The 17,538-nt window shown below is 34.7% G+C and carries 16 protein-coding genes and 1 riboswitch; of the genes, 9 read left to right on the top strand and 7 right to left on the bottom strand.

Annotation, left to right across the window (positions count from 1 at the left end):
* The first annotated feature begins 11 nt into the window (after positions 1-11).
* Positions 12-794, top strand: coding sequence for a trypsin-like serine peptidase (locus KA893_RS06230; protein ID WP_037537573.1), 783 nt, complete (start codon positions 12-14; stop codon positions 792-794).
* A gap of 57 nt (positions 795-851) precedes the next feature.
* Here KA893_RS06230 and KA893_RS06225 read toward each other — a convergent pair whose 3' ends face one another.
* Together KA893_RS06225 and KA893_RS06220 are read right to left on the bottom strand one after the other, a co-directional pair.
* Positions 852-1,415: a TetR/AcrR family transcriptional regulator gene (locus KA893_RS06225; RefSeq protein ID WP_011302267.1), complete on the bottom strand. Its 564-nt coding sequence runs from the start codon at positions 1,413-1,415 to the stop codon at positions 852-854.
* A 170-nt stretch (positions 1,416-1,585) separates the two neighbouring features.
* Positions 1,586-2,548 (bottom strand): DMT family transporter, encoded by a 963-nt coding sequence (locus KA893_RS06220; protein WP_069821623.1) that lies wholly within the window; start codon positions 2,546-2,548, stop codon positions 1,586-1,588.
* Positions 2,549-2,765: 217 nt separating this feature from the next.
* On the opposite strand from KA893_RS06220, the gene KA893_RS06215 reads away from it, so the two are divergent.
* The 3 genes from KA893_RS06215 (at position 2,766) to KA893_RS06205 (ending at position 5,898) form a co-directional block, all read left to right on the top strand.
* Positions 2,766-4,121 carry an amino acid permease gene (locus KA893_RS06215; protein WP_002482241.1) on the top strand — a complete coding sequence of 452 codons (1,356 nt, stop codon included), beginning with the start codon at positions 2,766-2,768 and terminating at the stop codon, positions 4,119-4,121.
* Between the two features lie 58 nt (positions 4,122-4,179).
* Entirely contained in the window at positions 4,180-5,127 is a 948-nt protein-coding gene (locus tag KA893_RS06210) for a nucleoside hydrolase (protein ID WP_041079403.1), read from the top strand.
* Between the two features lie 198 nt (positions 5,128-5,325).
* The gene (locus KA893_RS06205; protein ID WP_228481100.1) at positions 5,326-5,898 is read left to right on the top strand and encodes a M23 family metallopeptidase; all 573 of its coding nucleotides are present in this window, start codon (positions 5,326-5,328) and stop codon (positions 5,896-5,898) included.
* A 175-nt stretch (positions 5,899-6,073) separates the two neighbouring features.
* Here KA893_RS06205 and KA893_RS06200 read toward each other — a convergent pair whose 3' ends face one another.
* Positions 6,074-6,592, bottom strand: coding sequence for a DNA-3-methyladenine glycosylase family protein (locus KA893_RS06200; protein WP_323741557.1), 519 nt, complete (start codon positions 6,590-6,592; stop codon positions 6,074-6,076).
* A gap of 157 nt (positions 6,593-6,749) precedes the next feature.
* Positions 6,750-7,103: a DUF488 domain-containing protein gene (locus KA893_RS06195; RefSeq protein ID WP_041079401.1), complete on the bottom strand. Its 354-nt coding sequence runs from the start codon at positions 7,101-7,103 to the stop codon at positions 6,750-6,752.
* A 131-nt stretch (positions 7,104-7,234) separates the two neighbouring features.
* Here KA893_RS06195 and KA893_RS06190 point away from each other — a divergent pair, with 131 nt between their 5' ends.
* The 5 genes from KA893_RS06190 to KA893_RS06170 all read left to right on the top strand — a co-directional run bounded on the left by KA893_RS06190 (position 7,235) and on the right by KA893_RS06170 (position 13,068).
* The gene (locus KA893_RS06190; RefSeq protein WP_011302275.1) at positions 7,235-7,663 is read left to right on the top strand and encodes a 6-pyruvoyl trahydropterin synthase family protein; all 429 of its coding nucleotides are present in this window, start codon (positions 7,235-7,237) and stop codon (positions 7,661-7,663) included.
* Positions 7,664-8,144: 481 nt separating this feature from the next.
* The gene (locus KA893_RS06185) at positions 8,145-9,188 is read left to right on the top strand and encodes a PTS sugar transporter subunit IIC (protein ID WP_194375836.1); all 1,044 of its coding nucleotides are present in this window, start codon (positions 8,145-8,147) and stop codon (positions 9,186-9,188) included.
* Positions 9,189-9,713: 525 nt separating this feature from the next.
* The gene (locus KA893_RS06180; protein ID WP_041079396.1) at positions 9,714-10,460 is read left to right on the top strand and encodes an aggregation-promoting factor C-terminal-like domain-containing protein; all 747 of its coding nucleotides are present in this window, start codon (positions 9,714-9,716) and stop codon (positions 10,458-10,460) included.
* Between the two features lie 261 nt (positions 10,461-10,721).
* Positions 10,722-10,830: riboswitch (SAM riboswitch) on the top strand.
* Between the two features lie 56 nt (positions 10,831-10,886).
* A complete protein-coding gene (locus KA893_RS06175) occupies positions 10,887-12,044 on the top strand; it encodes an aminotransferase class I/II-fold pyridoxal phosphate-dependent enzyme (protein WP_041079394.1) in 1,158 nt (385 codons plus the stop codon).
* Positions 12,045-12,069: 25 nt separating this feature from the next.
* Positions 12,070-13,068: a D-lactate dehydrogenase gene (locus tag KA893_RS06170; RefSeq protein ID WP_011302279.1), complete on the top strand. Its 999-nt coding sequence runs from the start codon at positions 12,070-12,072 to the stop codon at positions 13,066-13,068.
* Positions 13,069-13,118: 50 nt separating this feature from the next.
* On the opposite strand, the gene copZ is transcribed toward KA893_RS06170, so the two are convergent.
* The 3 genes from copZ to KA893_RS06155 all read right to left on the bottom strand — a co-directional run bounded on the left by copZ (position 13,119) and on the right by KA893_RS06155 (position 17,381).
* Positions 13,119-13,325, bottom strand: coding sequence for a copper chaperone CopZ (gene copZ, locus KA893_RS06165; RefSeq protein WP_002482251.1), 207 nt, complete (start codon positions 13,323-13,325; stop codon positions 13,119-13,121).
* A gap of 45 nt (positions 13,326-13,370) precedes the next feature.
* Positions 13,371-15,755: a heavy metal translocating P-type ATPase gene (locus KA893_RS06160; protein ID WP_075339898.1), complete on the bottom strand. Its 2,385-nt coding sequence runs from the start codon at positions 15,753-15,755 to the stop codon at positions 13,371-13,373.
* A gap of 174 nt (positions 15,756-15,929) precedes the next feature.
* A complete protein-coding gene (locus tag KA893_RS06155; RefSeq protein WP_041079391.1) occupies positions 15,930-17,381 on the bottom strand; it encodes a SulP family inorganic anion transporter in 1,452 nt (483 codons plus the stop codon).
* Positions 17,382-17,538: the final 157 nt, after the last annotated feature.

Genomic DNA, 17,538 nt, shown 5'->3' with positions numbered 1-17,538 from the left:
GGAGGTTGTTTATGCTTAAAAGAAAACTACGAGGTGGTCTCATATTCATAATAGCTTTATTATGTACTGTGATCTCGATAAATGGAAATACATATGCTGCAACGCAAACACATCAATCGACTGATCAGTCAGCTCAGTCTGAAGACGCTAAAGTCGGTACCAATCAAATTAAGACAAGAGTCGTCTTACCTAATGACGATAGAACACAAATAGAAAATACAACAAATGGTCATTATCAATCTGTTGGCTATATTAGTATTGGAGATAATATTGCGACGGGTGTTGTGATTGATAAAAATACAGTGTTAACTAATAAACACGTTGCCAACCTTTCTGAAGGGAATATGACTTTTTCACCAGCTGCCCAAAATGAAAATACGATGTCTTATGGTACATTTTCTGAAAAAGAAATTGAAGTGTACCCAGGAAATGAAGATTTAGCGCTTATACATTTAAATAAAAATAAAGATGGCCAATCAGTTGGAGATGTAGTTCAACCGGCGACTTTAAAAGATGCCTCAGCGGTAACAAAAGATATGTCGATTACCGTAACGGGTTATCCAGGAGATAAGTCCTTGGCTACAATGTGGGAGAGTAAGGGCCAAATACTGAATACGAACACTACTGAATTTGAATATAATGCGAGTACATTCGGAGGTAATTCTGGCTCTCCTGTATTTAACGAAAATAATGAAGTGATTGGTATACACCAAGGTGGTATTGAAGGGGAAAGTAATAGTGCCGTAGCTATGACAGATGATGTATTGAGCTTTATTAATAAGAATAAAAGTTAATAAAAGGTACAAGCATAAAATCCACGACAGAGACCTAATAAGTCCTGACGTGGATTTTTATTTTAAAATCTGTTTCATTAGAAAGGGTAGTGCACCCTCAATGTAATCATTTGCTGATAATTGACTACTATGAAACCAATGCTTAGCTGTACCGTATAACCCCCATGAAAGAAATCTCGCACTTGCCGCAAGAGATTCTCTTGTTTCATTTGGATGTTGTTGGACAAGCAATGTTAAAAAGATATCCTCTAACTCTTCTTTGACTCTTTTTTCAACAACTTGTCCATAGGCTTCGCTATTTAATTTACATTCATTATGTGTTTCTTGAATATAACTCGTAATTGTAATGAAGCTGGAAGATAATGTCGTTTCGTTAAGTTCTGAAGAAACATCTAATGCATCATTTAAATTTTTTAATACAGTTTCTGAGAGCGTATAATCCATAATGTCATATTTATCATAAAAATGAGCATAAAACGTAGCGCGATTTACCGTTGCACGTTCCGTAATGTCTTTAATTGTTATAGTTTGTAATTTTTTTTCTTTAGCAATTTCACGAAAGGCGTCCATCAACAACTTTTTAGTTCTGGTTACTCTTGGGTCAACATGTGTTGTAGTCATTGACCTCATACCTCCTCTAATTTATAAAACGATTATGTATTCAAACAAATTATCTTGCTTTCATAACGAGATGTCAATGTGAATGATTTGAACTGCATATATTACAAATTAAGGAATACGTTTAAAAACCTTACTATAAAACTTTGTCCCAAAATATTTTGTGATTTGAATTACAGTGTCATGTTATTGTTTTCCTTAATTATGCTGTTCATGAAACTATAGATGAAAATACCTAATGTAATTATGATGATCCCTATCATACTAACTGTGCTTGGAAGCGGTAAGCCCAAAAGGAGCATTTCACCAATTAATGTAAAAATGATTTCAGTCGCTTGTGTCGATTCGACTGCTGCAAGTTTTGCTTGGTTATGTTTTACCATATTGGTTGCATAGAAAAAGAGTGTCGTAGCTATTATCCCAGAGAATACGGCTACGATAAATGTCTGTAAAAGTTGATTAGAAGAAGGCGGACCGGACCTCAATACACCACATATAAATATAACCACCCATATAGGTAGTGTGACGAGCGTCATACCATAAATACGTTCAAGTGTATTTAATTGATTATCCACAAGAATCATCATCTTACGATTACCTAAAGGATAGCAAAAGGCACCTATAATTAAAGGAAGTACCGACATGATAAAAACTTGTATTTCAATATGAGAAACTTGAGGTATTTGGACAAGTACCACACCCAAGACCATAATGCTAGAGGTACCTACAGAGCGCCAAGAAATACGCTCTCTTACTTTTATTTGTTGATGATTTATTTGCACATATTCATAAAAAAATGGCGCGAGGAGTAGACCACAAATGATTGTTAATTGCCATGTTGCAGAGATAAGCCATCCGGGACTGTAATTAGCGACAAATGTAATTGGCATATAAAAAAATACAAATCCTAGGGTACTCCAAATCATCCATGGAACAAAATGCGTTTTAATATGATGATGTACTTTAGTTAGGTTCTTTTTAATGTATATAATTATAAAAAGTATGGGGAACATAAATAAAAAGCGTAATGAAGCACTAAATAGCCAATTTCCTTCATCTTTAGCCATTGCATGATTCAAGATAAATGTTACAGAAAAAAATAATGCACCAAGAATACCAATTAATATTGCACGCATACGATTCACCCTTTAACACTGTAATTGAAAATAATTAATATTTTTAATTTAACATTTATTTAAAAATTAGCAAAGCTAGTATGTTTGTAAATATATTTATAGGCAATAATAAGCGTAAAGCAATATGATTTCATTTGTGTTAAAAGTATTTTGATACTTATCATGAAAAAGTAGTATGATAAAAATGTGCAAATATTTCGAATAAGGGGTAGAAATAATGGCAGATAAATTAAAGAGAGAACTCAGTAATCGGCATATACAGTTAATTGCGATTGGAGGAGCCATTGGAACCGGATTGTTTTTAGGTGCTGGACAATCTATTCACTTAGCTGGACCATCCATTTTACTCACCTATATTATTGTTGGATTTGTGTTGTTTATGTTCATGAGGGCAATGGGAGAAATGTTATTGTCAAACACTGAATTTAATTCTTTTGCGGATATCACGCATGAATATGTAGGGCCGTTAGCTGGATTTATAACGGGATGGACATATTGGTTAACATGGATTATTTCAGGGATGGCAGAAGTGACAGCAGTAGCTAAATATGTATCCTTTTGGTATCCAGATATTCCAAACTGGTTAACAGCACTGGCATGTGTATTGTTACTTATGTCGTTTAATTTATTAAGTACGAAATTATTTGGCGAATTAGAATTTTGGTTTGCAATAATCAAAGTAGTAACTATTGTGGCATTGATTATTGTCGGCATTGTAATGATTATCATGGCTTATAAAACGCCATTTGGTCATGCTAGCGTATCAAATATCTATCGTCATGGTGGGGTGTTCCCTAATGGTATGTCTGGTTTCTTAATGTCGTTTCAAATGGCAATCTTTTCATTTGTCGGCATTGAGATGATTGGTATCACAGCCGGAGAAACAAAAAATCCTCATAAGACAATTCCTCAGGCGATTAATAATGTGCCGCTTAGGATTTTATTGTTTTACATTGGTGCGTTAGCAGTCATCATTTCTATTATACCTTGGAATGAACTAGATCCAGAAGGCAGTCCTTTTGTGAAAGTATTTGCATTAGTGGGGATACCATTTGCTGCAGGCATGATTAATTTTGTTGTGTTAACAGCTGCAGCGTCAGCGTGTAACAGTGGGATATTTGCTAATAGTAGAACACTATTCGGATTATCAGATAGAAAACAAGCACCACCGAAGCTTCAAGCAACAAACCGTAAAGGCGTACCAGTTGTCGCAATTCTTGTAACGTGTGCATTATTGTTATTTGCAGTATTATTGAATTATTTTATTCCAAATGCGACGACTGTATTTGTGTATATCAGTACAGTTTCTACAGTATTAAATATCTTTATTTGGACAATTATTATGATTGCCTATGTAAGGTACACCAAAGCACGTCCGGACTTACATAAACAAAGTAGATATAAAATGCCAGGCGGAAAAATTATGTCGATTTGTATTATTGCATTTTTCGTATTTATTTTCGGGGTATTATTTGTTAACCCAGAAACACGTATTGGGGTTATTTTAGCACCTTTATGGTTGATTGTACTTGCTTTAATGTATAGACAATACAAAAAGCATACAGCTGAGTAATGCGTGCTTTTAACATGAATACGCATAGGTTGTGAATTTTTATATTGGAGTGATTAAAATGAGTAAAAAAATAATTATGGATTGTGACCCGGGTCATGATGATGCAATCGCATTAATTTTAGCAGGAGCACAAAACAGTCCATTAGATATATTAGCTGTGACAACGGTAGCAGGGAATCAATCGGTAGAAAAAAATACCAAAAACGCTTTAAATGTATTAGAAGTGATGGGAAGAGATGATATTAGTGTCTCTGTTGGTGCTACGCGTCCACTTATTAAGCCAGCATCCTTTGCTTCACAAATACACGGCGATAGTGGGTTAGATGGTCCGAAACTGCCTGAAGTCCCAGCACTAAAACCAACGCAAAAACAAGCAGTCGATGTTATTATCGAAACATTGAAGCAAAGCAAGGAACCAGTCACGCTTGTTGCAACGGGTCCATTAACCAACATTGCTACGGCGCTGATTAAGGAACCAAATATCACACAACATATTGAATCTATTACAATTATGGGCGGTGGCACCTTCGGGAACTGGACTCCTACTGCAGAATTTAATATTTGGGTTGATGCAGAAGCGGCTAAGCGCGTCTTTGAATGTGGTGTGTGTATCAATGTGTTTGGTTTAGATGTGACGCATCAAGTATTAGCCACAGATCATGTTATCGATAGATTTAAACAGATTAAGAATCCAATTGCAAACTTTGTTGTAGAACTTCTAGAATTTTTCAAATCTACGTATAAAACGCACTTTGACATGGATGGTGGTCCAATACATGATGCTTGTACGGTACTTTATTTGATGCAACCTGATTTATTTACAATGCAACATACACATATCGATATAGAGCACCAGAGTCCATTGACATATGGCACGATGTCAGTAGATTTAAATGATATTATGAATAAAGAGAAAAATGCCTATTTTGCTACAGCGGTCGATGTAGCGAGTGTATGGACATTAATGGAAAATATGTTAGCAAGTTATGAGAAGCATACACATTAACAAGCAGACATTTATAAGCGGGAGTGGTACAGAAATCTGATTTTACTATAAAGATTTCATAGTGCTGCTCCTTTTTTGCTACAACTAAAGTATGAGCGCTAATTCAAGCGAATTATTAGAGATTTATCACTATAAAAAGTATACTGAAAAGCCAATACTTAAAATGATTAAAAGGTGAATCAAATAGTGAAAAATATAATGAAGTGGATTGTCTTACTAATGCTTATTATTGTTCCACTAACGTGGTTAATACTGAATATAAATGATATAAAAGAAAATGTGAATGAAACATTTACTACACAAAATCAGGACGCAGACCAAGGTGAAAGTGAAGGTTCTTTTAGTAAGTTTTTCGATGGCAGTAGGGAAACAGAAAATTTTGGGGAATATAAATTTAGTGAATTTGATGGTAAACACTACGGCATCGATTATCATTTGCCTGAAGATACGCCAATCAAAGCGGCTGCTGATGGCAAAGTGACGCGAACATTCGATGATGATTTAGGTGGTAAAGTAATTCAGATAGCAGAGTCAAATGGTGAATATCATCAGTGGTATATGCATCTTAATGAATTTAAAGTGGAAGTAGGAGATGACGTTAAAGCAGGTGATACGATTGCACTGTCAGGTAATACCGGTGAACAAACGACTGGCGCACACTTGCATTTTCAACGTATGGAAGGTGGCGTTGGTAACGATTATGCGATAGACCCTAAAGATTATGTTGAAGATTTGCCAAATGGAGAAGAAAGTTTATTTGAAGTAGAGTAAATCGCTATATTAAATAAAAGAGATTCTAGAAGTTAGAGTTTTTCATACTATTAATACCAAATAACACAAGAAGTAATGAAAAATGGGGTTTATGAAAAAATAATAGCTTTTGAGATAACGTGAATAGGGCGAGACGATGAATTCAAATGATAATGTTTGATTTCATTGCCTCGCCCTAATTTTTATGGTCTTTTGGTATATCATAGATAGAATCGTATTGTAATAAATCTTGATGAATTGCTTCCCATAAATAGAATGCACCAATTGAAGCACAACCCTGCCATTGTTCCTTACAGATAGTGAGTTGTTTCTTTCTTTCGGCTTTGGTTGTTTGATATAACCATTGAGCAGCACGTTGCAATCCAACATCGTATATAGGTAATATATTTTTGCGCTGTAATGTAAATAGAAGAAAAACTTCGGCAGTCCATCTACCAATCCCTTTAATTTGAGTCAGTGCGTTAATAACACTATTGTCGTCCATTTTGTAGAGTTGTTCAAAATTCAATTGTCCATTGCGCACTGCAAATAGTACATTTTGGATATAATTTATTTTTGATTGAGATAAACCTAACGCTTTCATTTCGGATTCTCTTAGTTGTGATAATTGATTTACCGTCCAGTGATCGTCAATGGCGATGGATAATTTTTGGAAAATAGACTGCGCTACACCTACTGTAATTTGCTGTCCAATGATAGACCGGATAAGGGATTTTAACGGGTCTGGGCGCGTCTAGATCTGTAAATCTCCTATCTGGTTAATTAAATGCGCAAGTGTGGCATCTTGTTTAATTAGCGTTTGTACGCATGCATCTTGAACGGAAATTTGCCATGTATTCATAAATTACCTCTTAATTTAATAAGTCTTGAAGCACAACTGCTTGATTGTGCTGTTCATCTTTTGCTGCAAATAATAATATGACATCATGCTTAGTATTAGAAATGATAGATTTTAATTTTTCAAAGGCTTCTTTTTGTGATTCATTGTCACGTAATTCTTTGGCATATTTTTCTTTGAAAGCAGCATATAATTTGGGATCGTGATTGAACCATTTTCTTAATTCGGTAGTTGGCGCTAGCTCTTTTAACCAAAAATCTAAATTTGCGTCTTCTTTTGATATGCCTCTAGGCCAAACACGATCTACAAGTATACGCGTACCTTCGCTCTGATTATTTTCATAAATGCGTTGTATTTGAATTGTCATGCTACTGCCTCCCTGAAAATCATTTAGTATCAATCATATTATTACCGTTAAATGAAATTTGAAAACATAGTTATAATATAGAAGGAACAGGAATGGGTATATAAATAAAAAGGGAAATAGGAGTGATGATAATGTCTAAATTTGATCATATTCAACCACCTGACCATTTTCGATATAAAGAGGGTGAAGTGTTAATAAAAAATTATTATGAATTTACATGTGATAATAGAATTTATTTTACTCAAACTGTGCATAAAGATTTAGAAAACCAAACATATAAGTTCAACATAGAAATATTATCTAGCATTGATGCATATGGTCTAGCTATGGATTTTAATGAAGTAGATAAACTGTATGAAAGAGAAATAGCGCCTTATATTGATGGTCAACTTGTGAATGAAACATTGCCAGAGATGAATACAACAGCAGAAAATATTGCGATTTGGATTTGGCATCAATTTAATAAACACTTACCTGAAAATAATTCATTACAAAAGCTAGAATTTTTTGAAACGGATACACAGGGGTTAGTGTTAACAACAGAATTAATGGATAAATGAAAATGACGATATAAAAAGTGTGAGTAGAACAGAAATCAAAATTTCTAATAGAGATTTCTTAGTTCTACCGATGCAATTAAGGCAAGGATGATTAAGATAATGGTTTACCTGAGTTAAAGCTTATGCATCAGAACGACTCGTTTCCATAAATATGGAAAAAAATACTTTCTTTAAATAAGTGAGACTTCATATTTTCAATTCAACTATCTGCTAATGCCTAAATGTAAGCGAGTTTAGGACCACTATTATTGTCCTAGACTCGTTATTTTGATATATCTCATTTTAGAATATCGTTAAAATTGATTTGATATAAGATGCGATTTTTAGAAAGTCGAGTTCCTCCAATGTTTTGTGTTTGCTACTAAATGAAATCACCCCTGTGATGAATTTAGTAAAAGTGAAAAATAATATAAAATGAATATTCTGAAAATTAAGAAGATATGATATAGTAGTATTCTATTTCAGCTTAGGGGGAACTTCTATGATTAAAGTAAGTCCAAAACAATTTCTATATAATGTTCTGTCAGGTGTAGCAATTGCTATTGTTGCAGGTTTAATTCCTAATGCGATCTTGGGAGAATTATTTAAACTTTTTGCACCAAAATCTTCAGTATTTACAACTTTATTGCAAGTTGTGGAAAGTATTCAATTTACAGTTCCTTTATTAGTAGGTGCTTTAATTGCCATGCGTTTCAAACTAAGCCCATTAGCAACTGCAGTCGTAGCTAGCTCTGCATTTGTAGGAAGCGGCGCAGCACAATTCAAAGATGGCGTGTGGTTATTAGTTGGAGTTGGAGATTTAATTAATACAATGCTTACTGCAGCGATTGCAGTATTTTTAATATTATTAGTAGGAGAAAAATTTGGCAGTCTGACATTAATTATTTTACCTACCATTGTGGGGGTCATCGCAAGTGTAATTGGTGTATTTACCTTGCCATATATCCAAATGATTACAACAGGTATTGGGAACTTAGTAAATTCTTTTACTGAGTTGCAGCCAGTCCTTATGTCAATGCTCATTGCATTAGTGTTTAGCTTTATTATTATTTCACCAATTTCCACAGTTGCGACTGCTTTAGCTATTGGTATCAGTGGCTTAGCTGCAGGTTCAGCTTCACTAGGTATTGTTGCGTGTGAAGGTGCATTAGTAGCAGGCACACTTAAAATAAATAGAGCGGGTGTACCACTTACGATATTCTTAGGTGGCGTCAAAATGATGATTCCGAATATGGTCAGACATCCTATTATATTGTTACCTATTTTTACCAATGCGCTTATTACAGGTTTAGTTGGTGGGTTAATTGGTATTGGAGGTACAAAGGAATCAGCTGGTTTTGGTATTATTGGACTAGTTGGACCAATCAGTGCTTTTAGATTTATGGAACATTCAATTATATTGAATTTAGTTTTTGTGTTTATTGCATTTTTTTTCGTACCATTTGTTATAGGGTATTTAATTAATACATTATATATGAAGATATTGAAAATATATGATAGAGAAATCTTCAAGTTCTTAGCGTAAGGTTACACAATTTGCTTAAAATGTGTGTCATGTTTTGTAATAAAGCATAACGTTGTCGTTACATAAAAAAATATAAAATTATTAAAAAAGGCCACACATCAGTGGTCTTTTTTTAATTTAAACAAAAAAATTTGCAAGTTTTACTCCAAAATATAATTTTTTTGTCTTTTTGTTATTTTACAGTTATGTAACAAAAGTGTGATTTGTAATATTTCAGAATATATGATTTTCTTAAATGTAAATTTATTTAATTGCTTTATATCATATACTCATATAATATCCTTTTATCTATCAATAGTTATTTAGCATTACAAAATAAAACAAATATGTCGTAATGTTACAAAGTGGAATTTGATTTGTAACGTTTTGTTAAGGAAGTGTAATATAACTGAACGAAATTTATGGTATATTATTTGTGGCGAAACGATAAGACATTAAATTTAAAAGATTTCAGAACATACGATAAATAATTTAACGAAAATATAATTTAACTTAAAAAGAAATTAATTGGAGGATTTTTTTATTATGAAGAAAACAATTTTAGCATCATCATTAGCAGTAGCATTAGGTGTAACAGGATATGCAGCAACAGCTGATCACAATCAAGCGCATGCATCAGAAGAAAATATCGACCAAGCGCATTTAGCTGACTTAGCTCAAAACAACCCAGAGCAATTAAACGAAAAACCATTACACGCTGGTGCGTATAACTATGATTTCGTATTAGGTGGAAACGAATATACTTTCACTTCTGATGGCCAAACTTGGTCATGGAATTATACAACTGCAGGTGCTCAAAGTGCATCTTCTAACACTATCCAAGATGTAACTGCTCAAGCAACTACACACACTAACGAAACTTCAGCTAACGAAGTTCGTACACAACAACAATCAAGCAACACTGAAGTAGCAGCTGTTGAAGCGCCTAAAGCTTCATCTAACACAAACGTTCAAACTGCACAAACAAGTGCTGCAGTAAAAACTTATAAAGCTGCTCAAACTTCAGCTGCTTCAACTGGTGGATCAGTTAAAGCTCAATTCTTAGCTGCTGGTGGTTCAGAAGCTATGTGGAATTCAATCGTTTTACCTGAATCAAGTGGTAATCCAAACGCTGTTAACTCAGCTGGATACAGAGGTTTAGGTCAAACTAAAGAATCATGGGGTACTGGTTCAGTAGCTGATCAAACTAAAGGTATGTTAAACTACGCTAAACAACGTTATGGTTCAGTAGACGCAGCGTTATCTTTCCGTGCTTCACACGGTTGGTGGTAGGATTTATAGCACTGAACACGCGGTTTGGTGGTATAAATATAAGAGCCTGAGACATAAATTAATGTCTTAGGTTCTTTTTCAATTAGGCAGTAGATGACTGGATTGAAAATACACTTATATCAAGCTTTTTTCAATCCTAGTCATCCTTGCCGGGGTAGGACTACGAAATCTCTATTAGAAAATTTGATTTCTGTCCTACTCCCTTTTTTTGCATTGACATGTTTGAATATTCTGATAAAATTAATAGTAATTTAAAAGCAAAACTTATCCAGAGAAGTTGAGGGAATTGGCCCTGTGAAGCTTCAGCAACAGACTTTGTAAAGAAGTACTGTGCTTCGTCCAACAAGTAACACTACTTGAAAGATAGGTGACATGTAAACTATATGCCACTTTCGTAGGTGTATAGTTTTTTTTAGGAGGACTTTGATGGTGATTTCGGATAGATTAGCACAAGTACCAGATAGTTATTTTGCAAAAACGATGGGGCAGCCTGTTGAACATGGGCCGTTACCTTTAATTAATATGGCGGTAGGTATACCAGATGGAGAAACACCAACAGGGATTATTGATTGTTTTACAGATGCATTGCGAGAGCCAAATAATCAAAAGTATGTAGCATTTCATGGTAAAGAGACTTTTAAACAAGCGATTGTAGATTTTTATCAAAGGCAATATGATGTCGTGTTAGATAAAGACGATGAAGTCTGTATTTTGTACGGAACTAAAAATGGTTTGGTAGCTTTACCATCTTGTATTGTTAATCCTGGTGAAAATGTACTACTACCAGATCCAGGTTATACAGATTATAAGGCGGGTGTCTTATTAGCTGATGCACATCCACAACCGCTCGTATTAGAACCACCATATTACTTGCCTCAATGGGATAAAGTGGATAGGGATATATTGAAAAATACGCGATTAGTCTATTTAACGTATCCAAATAATCCTACTGGATCAGTAGCTACACAAGCTGTATTTGATGAGGCTGTAGCGCAATTTAAAGGTACAAAGACTAAAATAGTTCATGATTTTGCGTACAGTGCATTTGGGTTTGATCATAAAAATCCGAGTATTTTACAAACAGAAGGTGCAAAAGATTTAGCGATTGAAGTATTTTCATTATCTAAAGGATATAATATGTCCGGTTTTAGAGTTGGATTTGCAGTAGGCAATAAAGATATCATTCAAGCGTTGAAAAAATATCACACACACACGCATGCGGGTATGTTTGGTGCGTTACAAGATGCAGCGACCTATGCATTGAATCACTATGATGATTTCTTGGACGAACAAAGTAATATTTTCAAACAACGTAGGGATACTTTTGAAGCGAAGTTAAAGGAAGAAAATATTCCATTTGAACCGATGAAAGGTGGTATATTCTTGTGGCTAAAAACGCCGCCAAATTTTGACGGGGAATCATTTGTTGACTATTTATTACAAGAGCAATCCATACTTGTTGCACCGGGTATTCCGTTTGGTGAACATGGTAAAAACTATGTGCGTATATCATTAGCGCTTGATGATGAGCAATTGAAAGTAGCTGCCGAGAGAATCCAATCTCTGAGACATCTGTATGAATAACATTAATTTTAAAGGGGATGCTAACATGACGCGTATAAAACTTTTTGGCGTTAGAAATGAGGATAAAGCTTTCATTGAAGCTTGGTCTAATAAGCATAAAGTAGAAGTCGATTTAGATGAAGATTTATTAACATGTGAAACTGTCTCACGTGTAAAAGGATTTGATGGTGTGTCTATTTCGCAACAAATACCATTGGACGAAACCATTTATAAGCAATTACATGATTTTGGGATTAAACAAATTGCTCAACGTAGTGCTGGCTTTGATATTTATGATTTTGAATTGGCGGAAAAATATAATTTGATTATTAGTAATGTACCTTCTTATTCACCACATTCAATTGCGGAATATACTGTGTCACAAGCACTCAATCTAGTTCGTAATTATAATGACATTCAACAAAAAACTGCTGAATATGATTTTAGGTGGCAACCGGATATATTATCACGTTCTATTAGAGACTTGAAAGTTGCTGTCATTGGAACAGGTCGCATTGGTTCAATTGTTGCTAAGATATTTGCGCAAGGATTTGACGCTGAAGTAACGGCTTATGACATTGCACCTAATGATGATTATAGAAGCTTTTTAACTTATGCAAGTACCATCAATGAAGCAATCCAAAATGCAGATATCGTAACAGTACATATTCCAGCTAGTAAGGAAAATGATTATTTGTTTGATGAAACTTTATTCAATGAATTTAAACCAGGTTCTGTATTTATTAATTGTGCTCGAGGTACAATTGTGAAAACAAGCGCATTAATCGATGCTTTAGATCGAGGTTTGATAAAAGGTGCAGCATTAGATACGTATGAAGGTGAAAAAGGCTTGTTCCCTAGTGATCAACGTCATACAGCATTTAATGATGATATGTTAAAGCAATTGATTGAACGACCAGATGTCATTGTTTCACCACACATTGCATTTTATACAGATGCTGCTGTCGAAAATTTGATTGTTGATGCATTAGATGCAACGATGGAAGTCATAAAAACAGGTGACACACGTTTAAGAGTAAATTAAATACATAAAAGAAGGGGCGCTTAAATGACTAAGCGTCCCTTCTTTTATATTTATTTAACATCGTAACCTTGGTCTTCTATTGCGTCTTTCATTTGAGGCATTGTAACTTTGTCAACGTCAAAATCTACTTTAACATTACCGGCTTCTAGACTAACGTCAGCTGTTGATACACCATCAAGCTCAGTTAATGCAGTTTCTACAGCATGTTTGCAATGATCACAGCTCATGCCTTCTACTTGAATTGTTTCTGTAGCCATATAAATCACCTCCTCATAAAGTCGTATGATTGTACTATATATCATTTATAATTTCATACGTTTTAATCTTAACGCATTTGTTACTACACTAACAGAACTTAGAGCCATGGCTGCGCCAGCAATCCATGGTGCGAGCAAACCAAGTGCGGCGATAGGTATACCTGCAACATTATAACCAAATGCCCAGAATAAGTTTTGGCGAATATTGCGTATGGTTGCTTTACTTGCCTTAATGGCTTTAGGTATTAATAATAAGTCACCGCCTAGAATTGTAACATCTGCGGCTTCAATAGCGACTTCTGTGCCAGTACCAATAGCAATACCAATATCGGCTTGTACGAGTGCTGGTGCATCGTTAACGCCGTCACCCACCATCGCAATGGTTTTATCTTGGGTTTGGAGTGATTTGATTTTTGCTGCTTTTTCTTCTGGTAATACTTGGGCAATGATTGTATCGATACCAACTTCATTGGCAATAGCTTGTGCTGTACGTTCATTGTCACCGGTTAACATGACGACTTTAATATTGAGATCATGTAATTGTTTAATTGCAGCAGCAGTTGAGTCTTTGACTGTATCTGCAACGGCAACCATCCCTCTATATTCTTGATTGATTGCAATTAACATAGCTGTTTTACCAGATTTTTCAAATTGAGTCATAGTGTCTTCTGAATCTTTTATATCGACATTTTCGTCGTTCATAAATTGACGGTTACCAACAATTAAATTTTTGCCAGATATATTTGCTTTAATACCGCGCCCAGGTACCGCTTCGAAATCAGTTGTATCTAATAGTTTAATATTCATCGTTTGGGCATAATTAACAATGGCATCTGCTAAAGGATGCTCTGAACCTTTTTCTGCGCTAGCTAATAATTGCAAAGCTTCTTCATCGCCATCAAAGTCAGTGACTACTGGTTTCCCATTCGTTATCGTACCTGTTTTATCAAGTACGACGGTATCGATTTGATGGGTACGTTCAATGTGTTCGCCACCTTTAAATAAAATACCGTTTTCTGCAGCTTTTCCAGTTCCTACCATGATTGATGTAGGTGTTGCTAAGCCAAGTGCACAAGGACACGCAATGACGAGTACTGCAATTGCGGCAACTAATGCGGGTTCAAATTGACCTTGTTGAACGAATGCAATCCATATAATAAAAGTGAGTACTGCGATACCAACGACGATAGGTACAAAGTAACCTGAAATAACATCGGCTAGACGTTGTATCGGTGCTTTCGAACCTTGTGCTTCTTCAACAACTTTAATAATAGACGCGAGGGCAGTATCTTTTCCTACCTTCGTAGCTTTAACAGTGATAGAACCATTTTTATTCATAGTTGAACCGATAACGTTATCATCTTGCACTTTTTCAACTGGCATGGATTCACCAGTTAGCATCGATTCATCAATAGACGTTTTTCCTTTAATGATTTTACCATCTACAGGTATTTTTTCACCAGGTTTAACAATTAAATAATCGCCTTCAACCACATCGTTTAGCGGTATCATCTGTTCTTTATTGTCCCGCAAAACACGCGCTTCTTTGGCTTGAAGATTCAATAGTTCACTTAATGCATTTGTCGTTTGTGTTTTTGCACGAGTTTCTAAATATTTACCAAATAAAATAAGTGTAATTAATACGGCACTTGTTTCGAAATATAAATGAGGCATCACATTAGCATTGAATAGCCATTTGACAATTTCGTATAAACTGTAGAAATAGGCGGCACTTGTACCTAGTGCAACGAGTACGTCCATATTTGCTGAGCCATTTCTTAAGTTTTTGTAAGCTCCAACATAAAATTGCCATCCGATAATAAATTGAACCGGTGTTGCCAATATAAATTGGAACCAAGGATTCATAAAAATAGATGGAATTTGTATACTGAAAAGATGTACAAGCATTGTTAGCAAGAGTGGCGCGGCCAACACTGCAGAAATGATTAATTTAATTAATTTGCTTCTTAATTCTAATTCTTTTTGAGAACTTTTTTCGGCAACCTCTTTTTTGGGTTGTGCATCGTAACCTATTTTTTGTATTTTTTTAATTAATGCATCAACAGACGTTGTACTAGGATTATAGGAAATCGTAGCATTTTCAGTTGTTAAATTGACTGTTGCTTGATCTACACCATCTGTACGATTCAATACTTTTTCAATTCGGTTAGAACATGCTGCACACGTCATGCCAATAACATCTAACTCAGCTGTTTCATTTAACACACCATAACCTGTTTTTTCTATGGTTTTTGTTAAATCATCTGCGGATGTTGATTCTGGGTTGTAAGATATTGTAGCTTTTTCAGTTGTAACATTCACATTTGCTTCTACATCATCTAATTTATTTAAGTTTTTCTCAATGCGATTGGCACAGGCAGCACATGTCATTCCAGTAATGCCAATGGTCGTCTTTTTCTGTTCAGTCATATGCTGTGACCTCCTTATAGTTAAAATAAAATGTCTGGATACATACGATTAAGTCATTTGTTTTATATTTATAATATACCCCTAGTAGGTATACAAGTCAAACACAATGTTTAAAAAAAGACTGAAGCATCGTATGCCAATTAAGGTATATCATGCTTCAGTCTTGGAAAATATTTATAAAAGATGTTGTTGATTCACTTTACTTAATTCATTTACAATTTTACGGCTATCTTTATTTAGATACTGAACGTAAATTGTATTGTCTTTTTTATAATAATTATCTATTAAAGTATCTATGGCATTTACTGCAGAATCATCCCATAAATGTGCATCTTTAAAATTTAAGTAAATTGTTTTATGTCTTAATTCTAAATCAAGTTGGTTCATTAATGAATCAATAGATACGAAGAAAATTTGTCCAGTAATATAATAATGAATGGTGTCGTCCTCTTCTTCGTAGGTAACAACCACGTTTGAAATCTTTGTTGCAAAACAAAGTGCACTCACAACGACACCGACGATAACACCTAGAGCTAGGTTATTGGAGATTAGCACAATCGCAACTGTTAAAATCATGACAAATGCATCAGTGCGAGGTGCTTTTTTAATAAATTTAAAAGATCTCCAATCAAATGTACCAATTGAAACCATAACCATAATTGCAGCGAGAATAGGCATTGGAATTTGAACAACCCAGTCGCCAAAGATGATAATCAAAATGATTAAAAATATACCGGCAGTAAAAGTAGATAATCTTGTCGTTGCACCTGATCGAACATTAATGACAGATTGACCAATCATCGCGCAACCACCCATTGCGCCAAAGAAACCAGTTACTACATTAGCAATACCTTGACCACGTGATTCTTGATTTTTACTACTATATGTATCTGTTGCTTGATCCACAATTCTAGCAGTCAATAAACTTTCTACCAGACCGACAATCGCCATAGATAATGAGTACGGAAAAATGATTTGTAATGTCTGTAAGTTGAATGGTACATCCGGAATAAAGAATTGTGGCAATGAACGATTAATTGCACCTAAATCACCCACAGTCTCAACTTTTGCACCGGTAATTAAATACGTTATGGTTAGTAGTATAATTGCAACAAGTGGTGCGGGTACTTTATTAAATACGCGTGGTAGCAAGTAAATAATAAGTAGGGTAGAGATAACAAATAAATAAGTTGGGATAGAAATACCAAAGATATGTTTGATTTGGGTCATGAAAATCATAATAGCTAGTGCATTAACGAATCCAATCATGACAGAATTTGGAATGAATTTCATTAATCTTCCTATTTTTAAAATACCGAAAATGATTTGTATGATACCCATTAGTATTGTCGCAGCAAGCAAATATTGGACGCCATGATCTTTGACTAAAGGAACAATTACTAATGCGACGGAACCGGTAGCAGCAGATATCATAGCTGGTCTGCCCCCTACAAAGGAAATGACCACTGCTATAATAAATGAAGAATATAAACCGACCATGGGATCCACACCAGCAATAATTGAGAACGAAATGGCCTCCGGAATGAGCGCTAATGCAACAACAATACCAGCTAAAACATTGGTGCCTGGTGCAGTTAGCCATTCACTTTTTAATTTATTTAACATCTCTTGTACTCCTTATTTAAAATTGAACTTAGCTATTATATCATAAGATATAATTGAGCATTTTAAGATTTGAATAAAATACTTTTTACATATGTGACAGGTTTGTCATTTAAATGGAAATATTTGTTAGTTGAAACAAACGAAAAAAGAATTGAGA

Source organism: Staphylococcus sp. GDY8P126P, from assembly GCF_017891965.1.
In the GTDB taxonomy this organism is placed as follows: Bacteria; Bacillota; Bacilli; order Staphylococcales; family Staphylococcaceae; genus Staphylococcus; species Staphylococcus saprophyticus.
This window is presented reverse-complemented; position numbering and strand designations above follow the sequence as displayed.

Coding starts and splice junctions, on each gene's coding strand:
- KA893_RS06155 (WP_041079391.1), bottom strand. CDS start 17,381: ATGTTAAATAAATTAAAAAGTGAATGGCTAACTGCACCAGGCACCAAT.
- KA893_RS06170 (WP_011302279.1), top strand. CDS start 12,070: ATGACGCGTATAAAACTTTTTGGCGTTAGAAATGAGGATAAAGCTTTC.
- KA893_RS06220 (WP_069821623.1), bottom strand. CDS start 2,548: ATGCGTGCAATATTAATTGGTATTCTTGGTGCATTATTTTTTTCTGTA.
- KA893_RS06175 (WP_041079394.1), top strand. CDS start 10,887: ATGGTGATTTCGGATAGATTAGCACAAGTACCAGATAGTTATTTTGCA.
- KA893_RS06160 (WP_075339898.1), bottom strand. CDS start 15,755: ATGACTGAACAGAAAAAGACGACCATTGGCATTACTGGAATGACATGT.
- KA893_RS06180 (WP_041079396.1), top strand. CDS start 9,714: ATGAAGAAAACAATTTTAGCATCATCATTAGCAGTAGCATTAGGTGTA.
- KA893_RS06215 (WP_002482241.1), top strand. CDS start 2,766: ATGGCAGATAAATTAAAGAGAGAACTCAGTAATCGGCATATACAGTTA.
- KA893_RS06195 (WP_041079401.1), bottom strand. CDS start 7,103: ATGACAATTCAAATACAACGCATTTATGAAAATAATCAGAGCGAAGGT.
- KA893_RS06210 (WP_041079403.1), top strand. CDS start 4,180: ATGAGTAAAAAAATAATTATGGATTGTGACCCGGGTCATGATGATGCA.
- KA893_RS06205 (WP_228481100.1), top strand. CDS start 5,326: ATGAAGTGGATTGTCTTACTAATGCTTATTATTGTTCCACTAACGTGG.
- KA893_RS06190 (WP_011302275.1), top strand. CDS start 7,235: ATGTCTAAATTTGATCATATTCAACCACCTGACCATTTTCGATATAAA.
- copZ (WP_002482251.1), bottom strand. CDS start 13,325: ATGGCTACAGAAACAATTCAAGTAGAAGGCATGAGCTGTGATCATTGC.
- KA893_RS06225 (WP_011302267.1), bottom strand. CDS start 1,415: ATGACTACAACACATGTTGACCCAAGAGTAACCAGAACTAAAAAGTTG.
- KA893_RS06230 (WP_037537573.1), top strand. CDS start 12: ATGCTTAAAAGAAAACTACGAGGTGGTCTCATATTCATAATAGCTTTA.
- KA893_RS06185 (WP_194375836.1), top strand. CDS start 8,145: ATGATTAAAGTAAGTCCAAAACAATTTCTATATAATGTTCTGTCAGGT.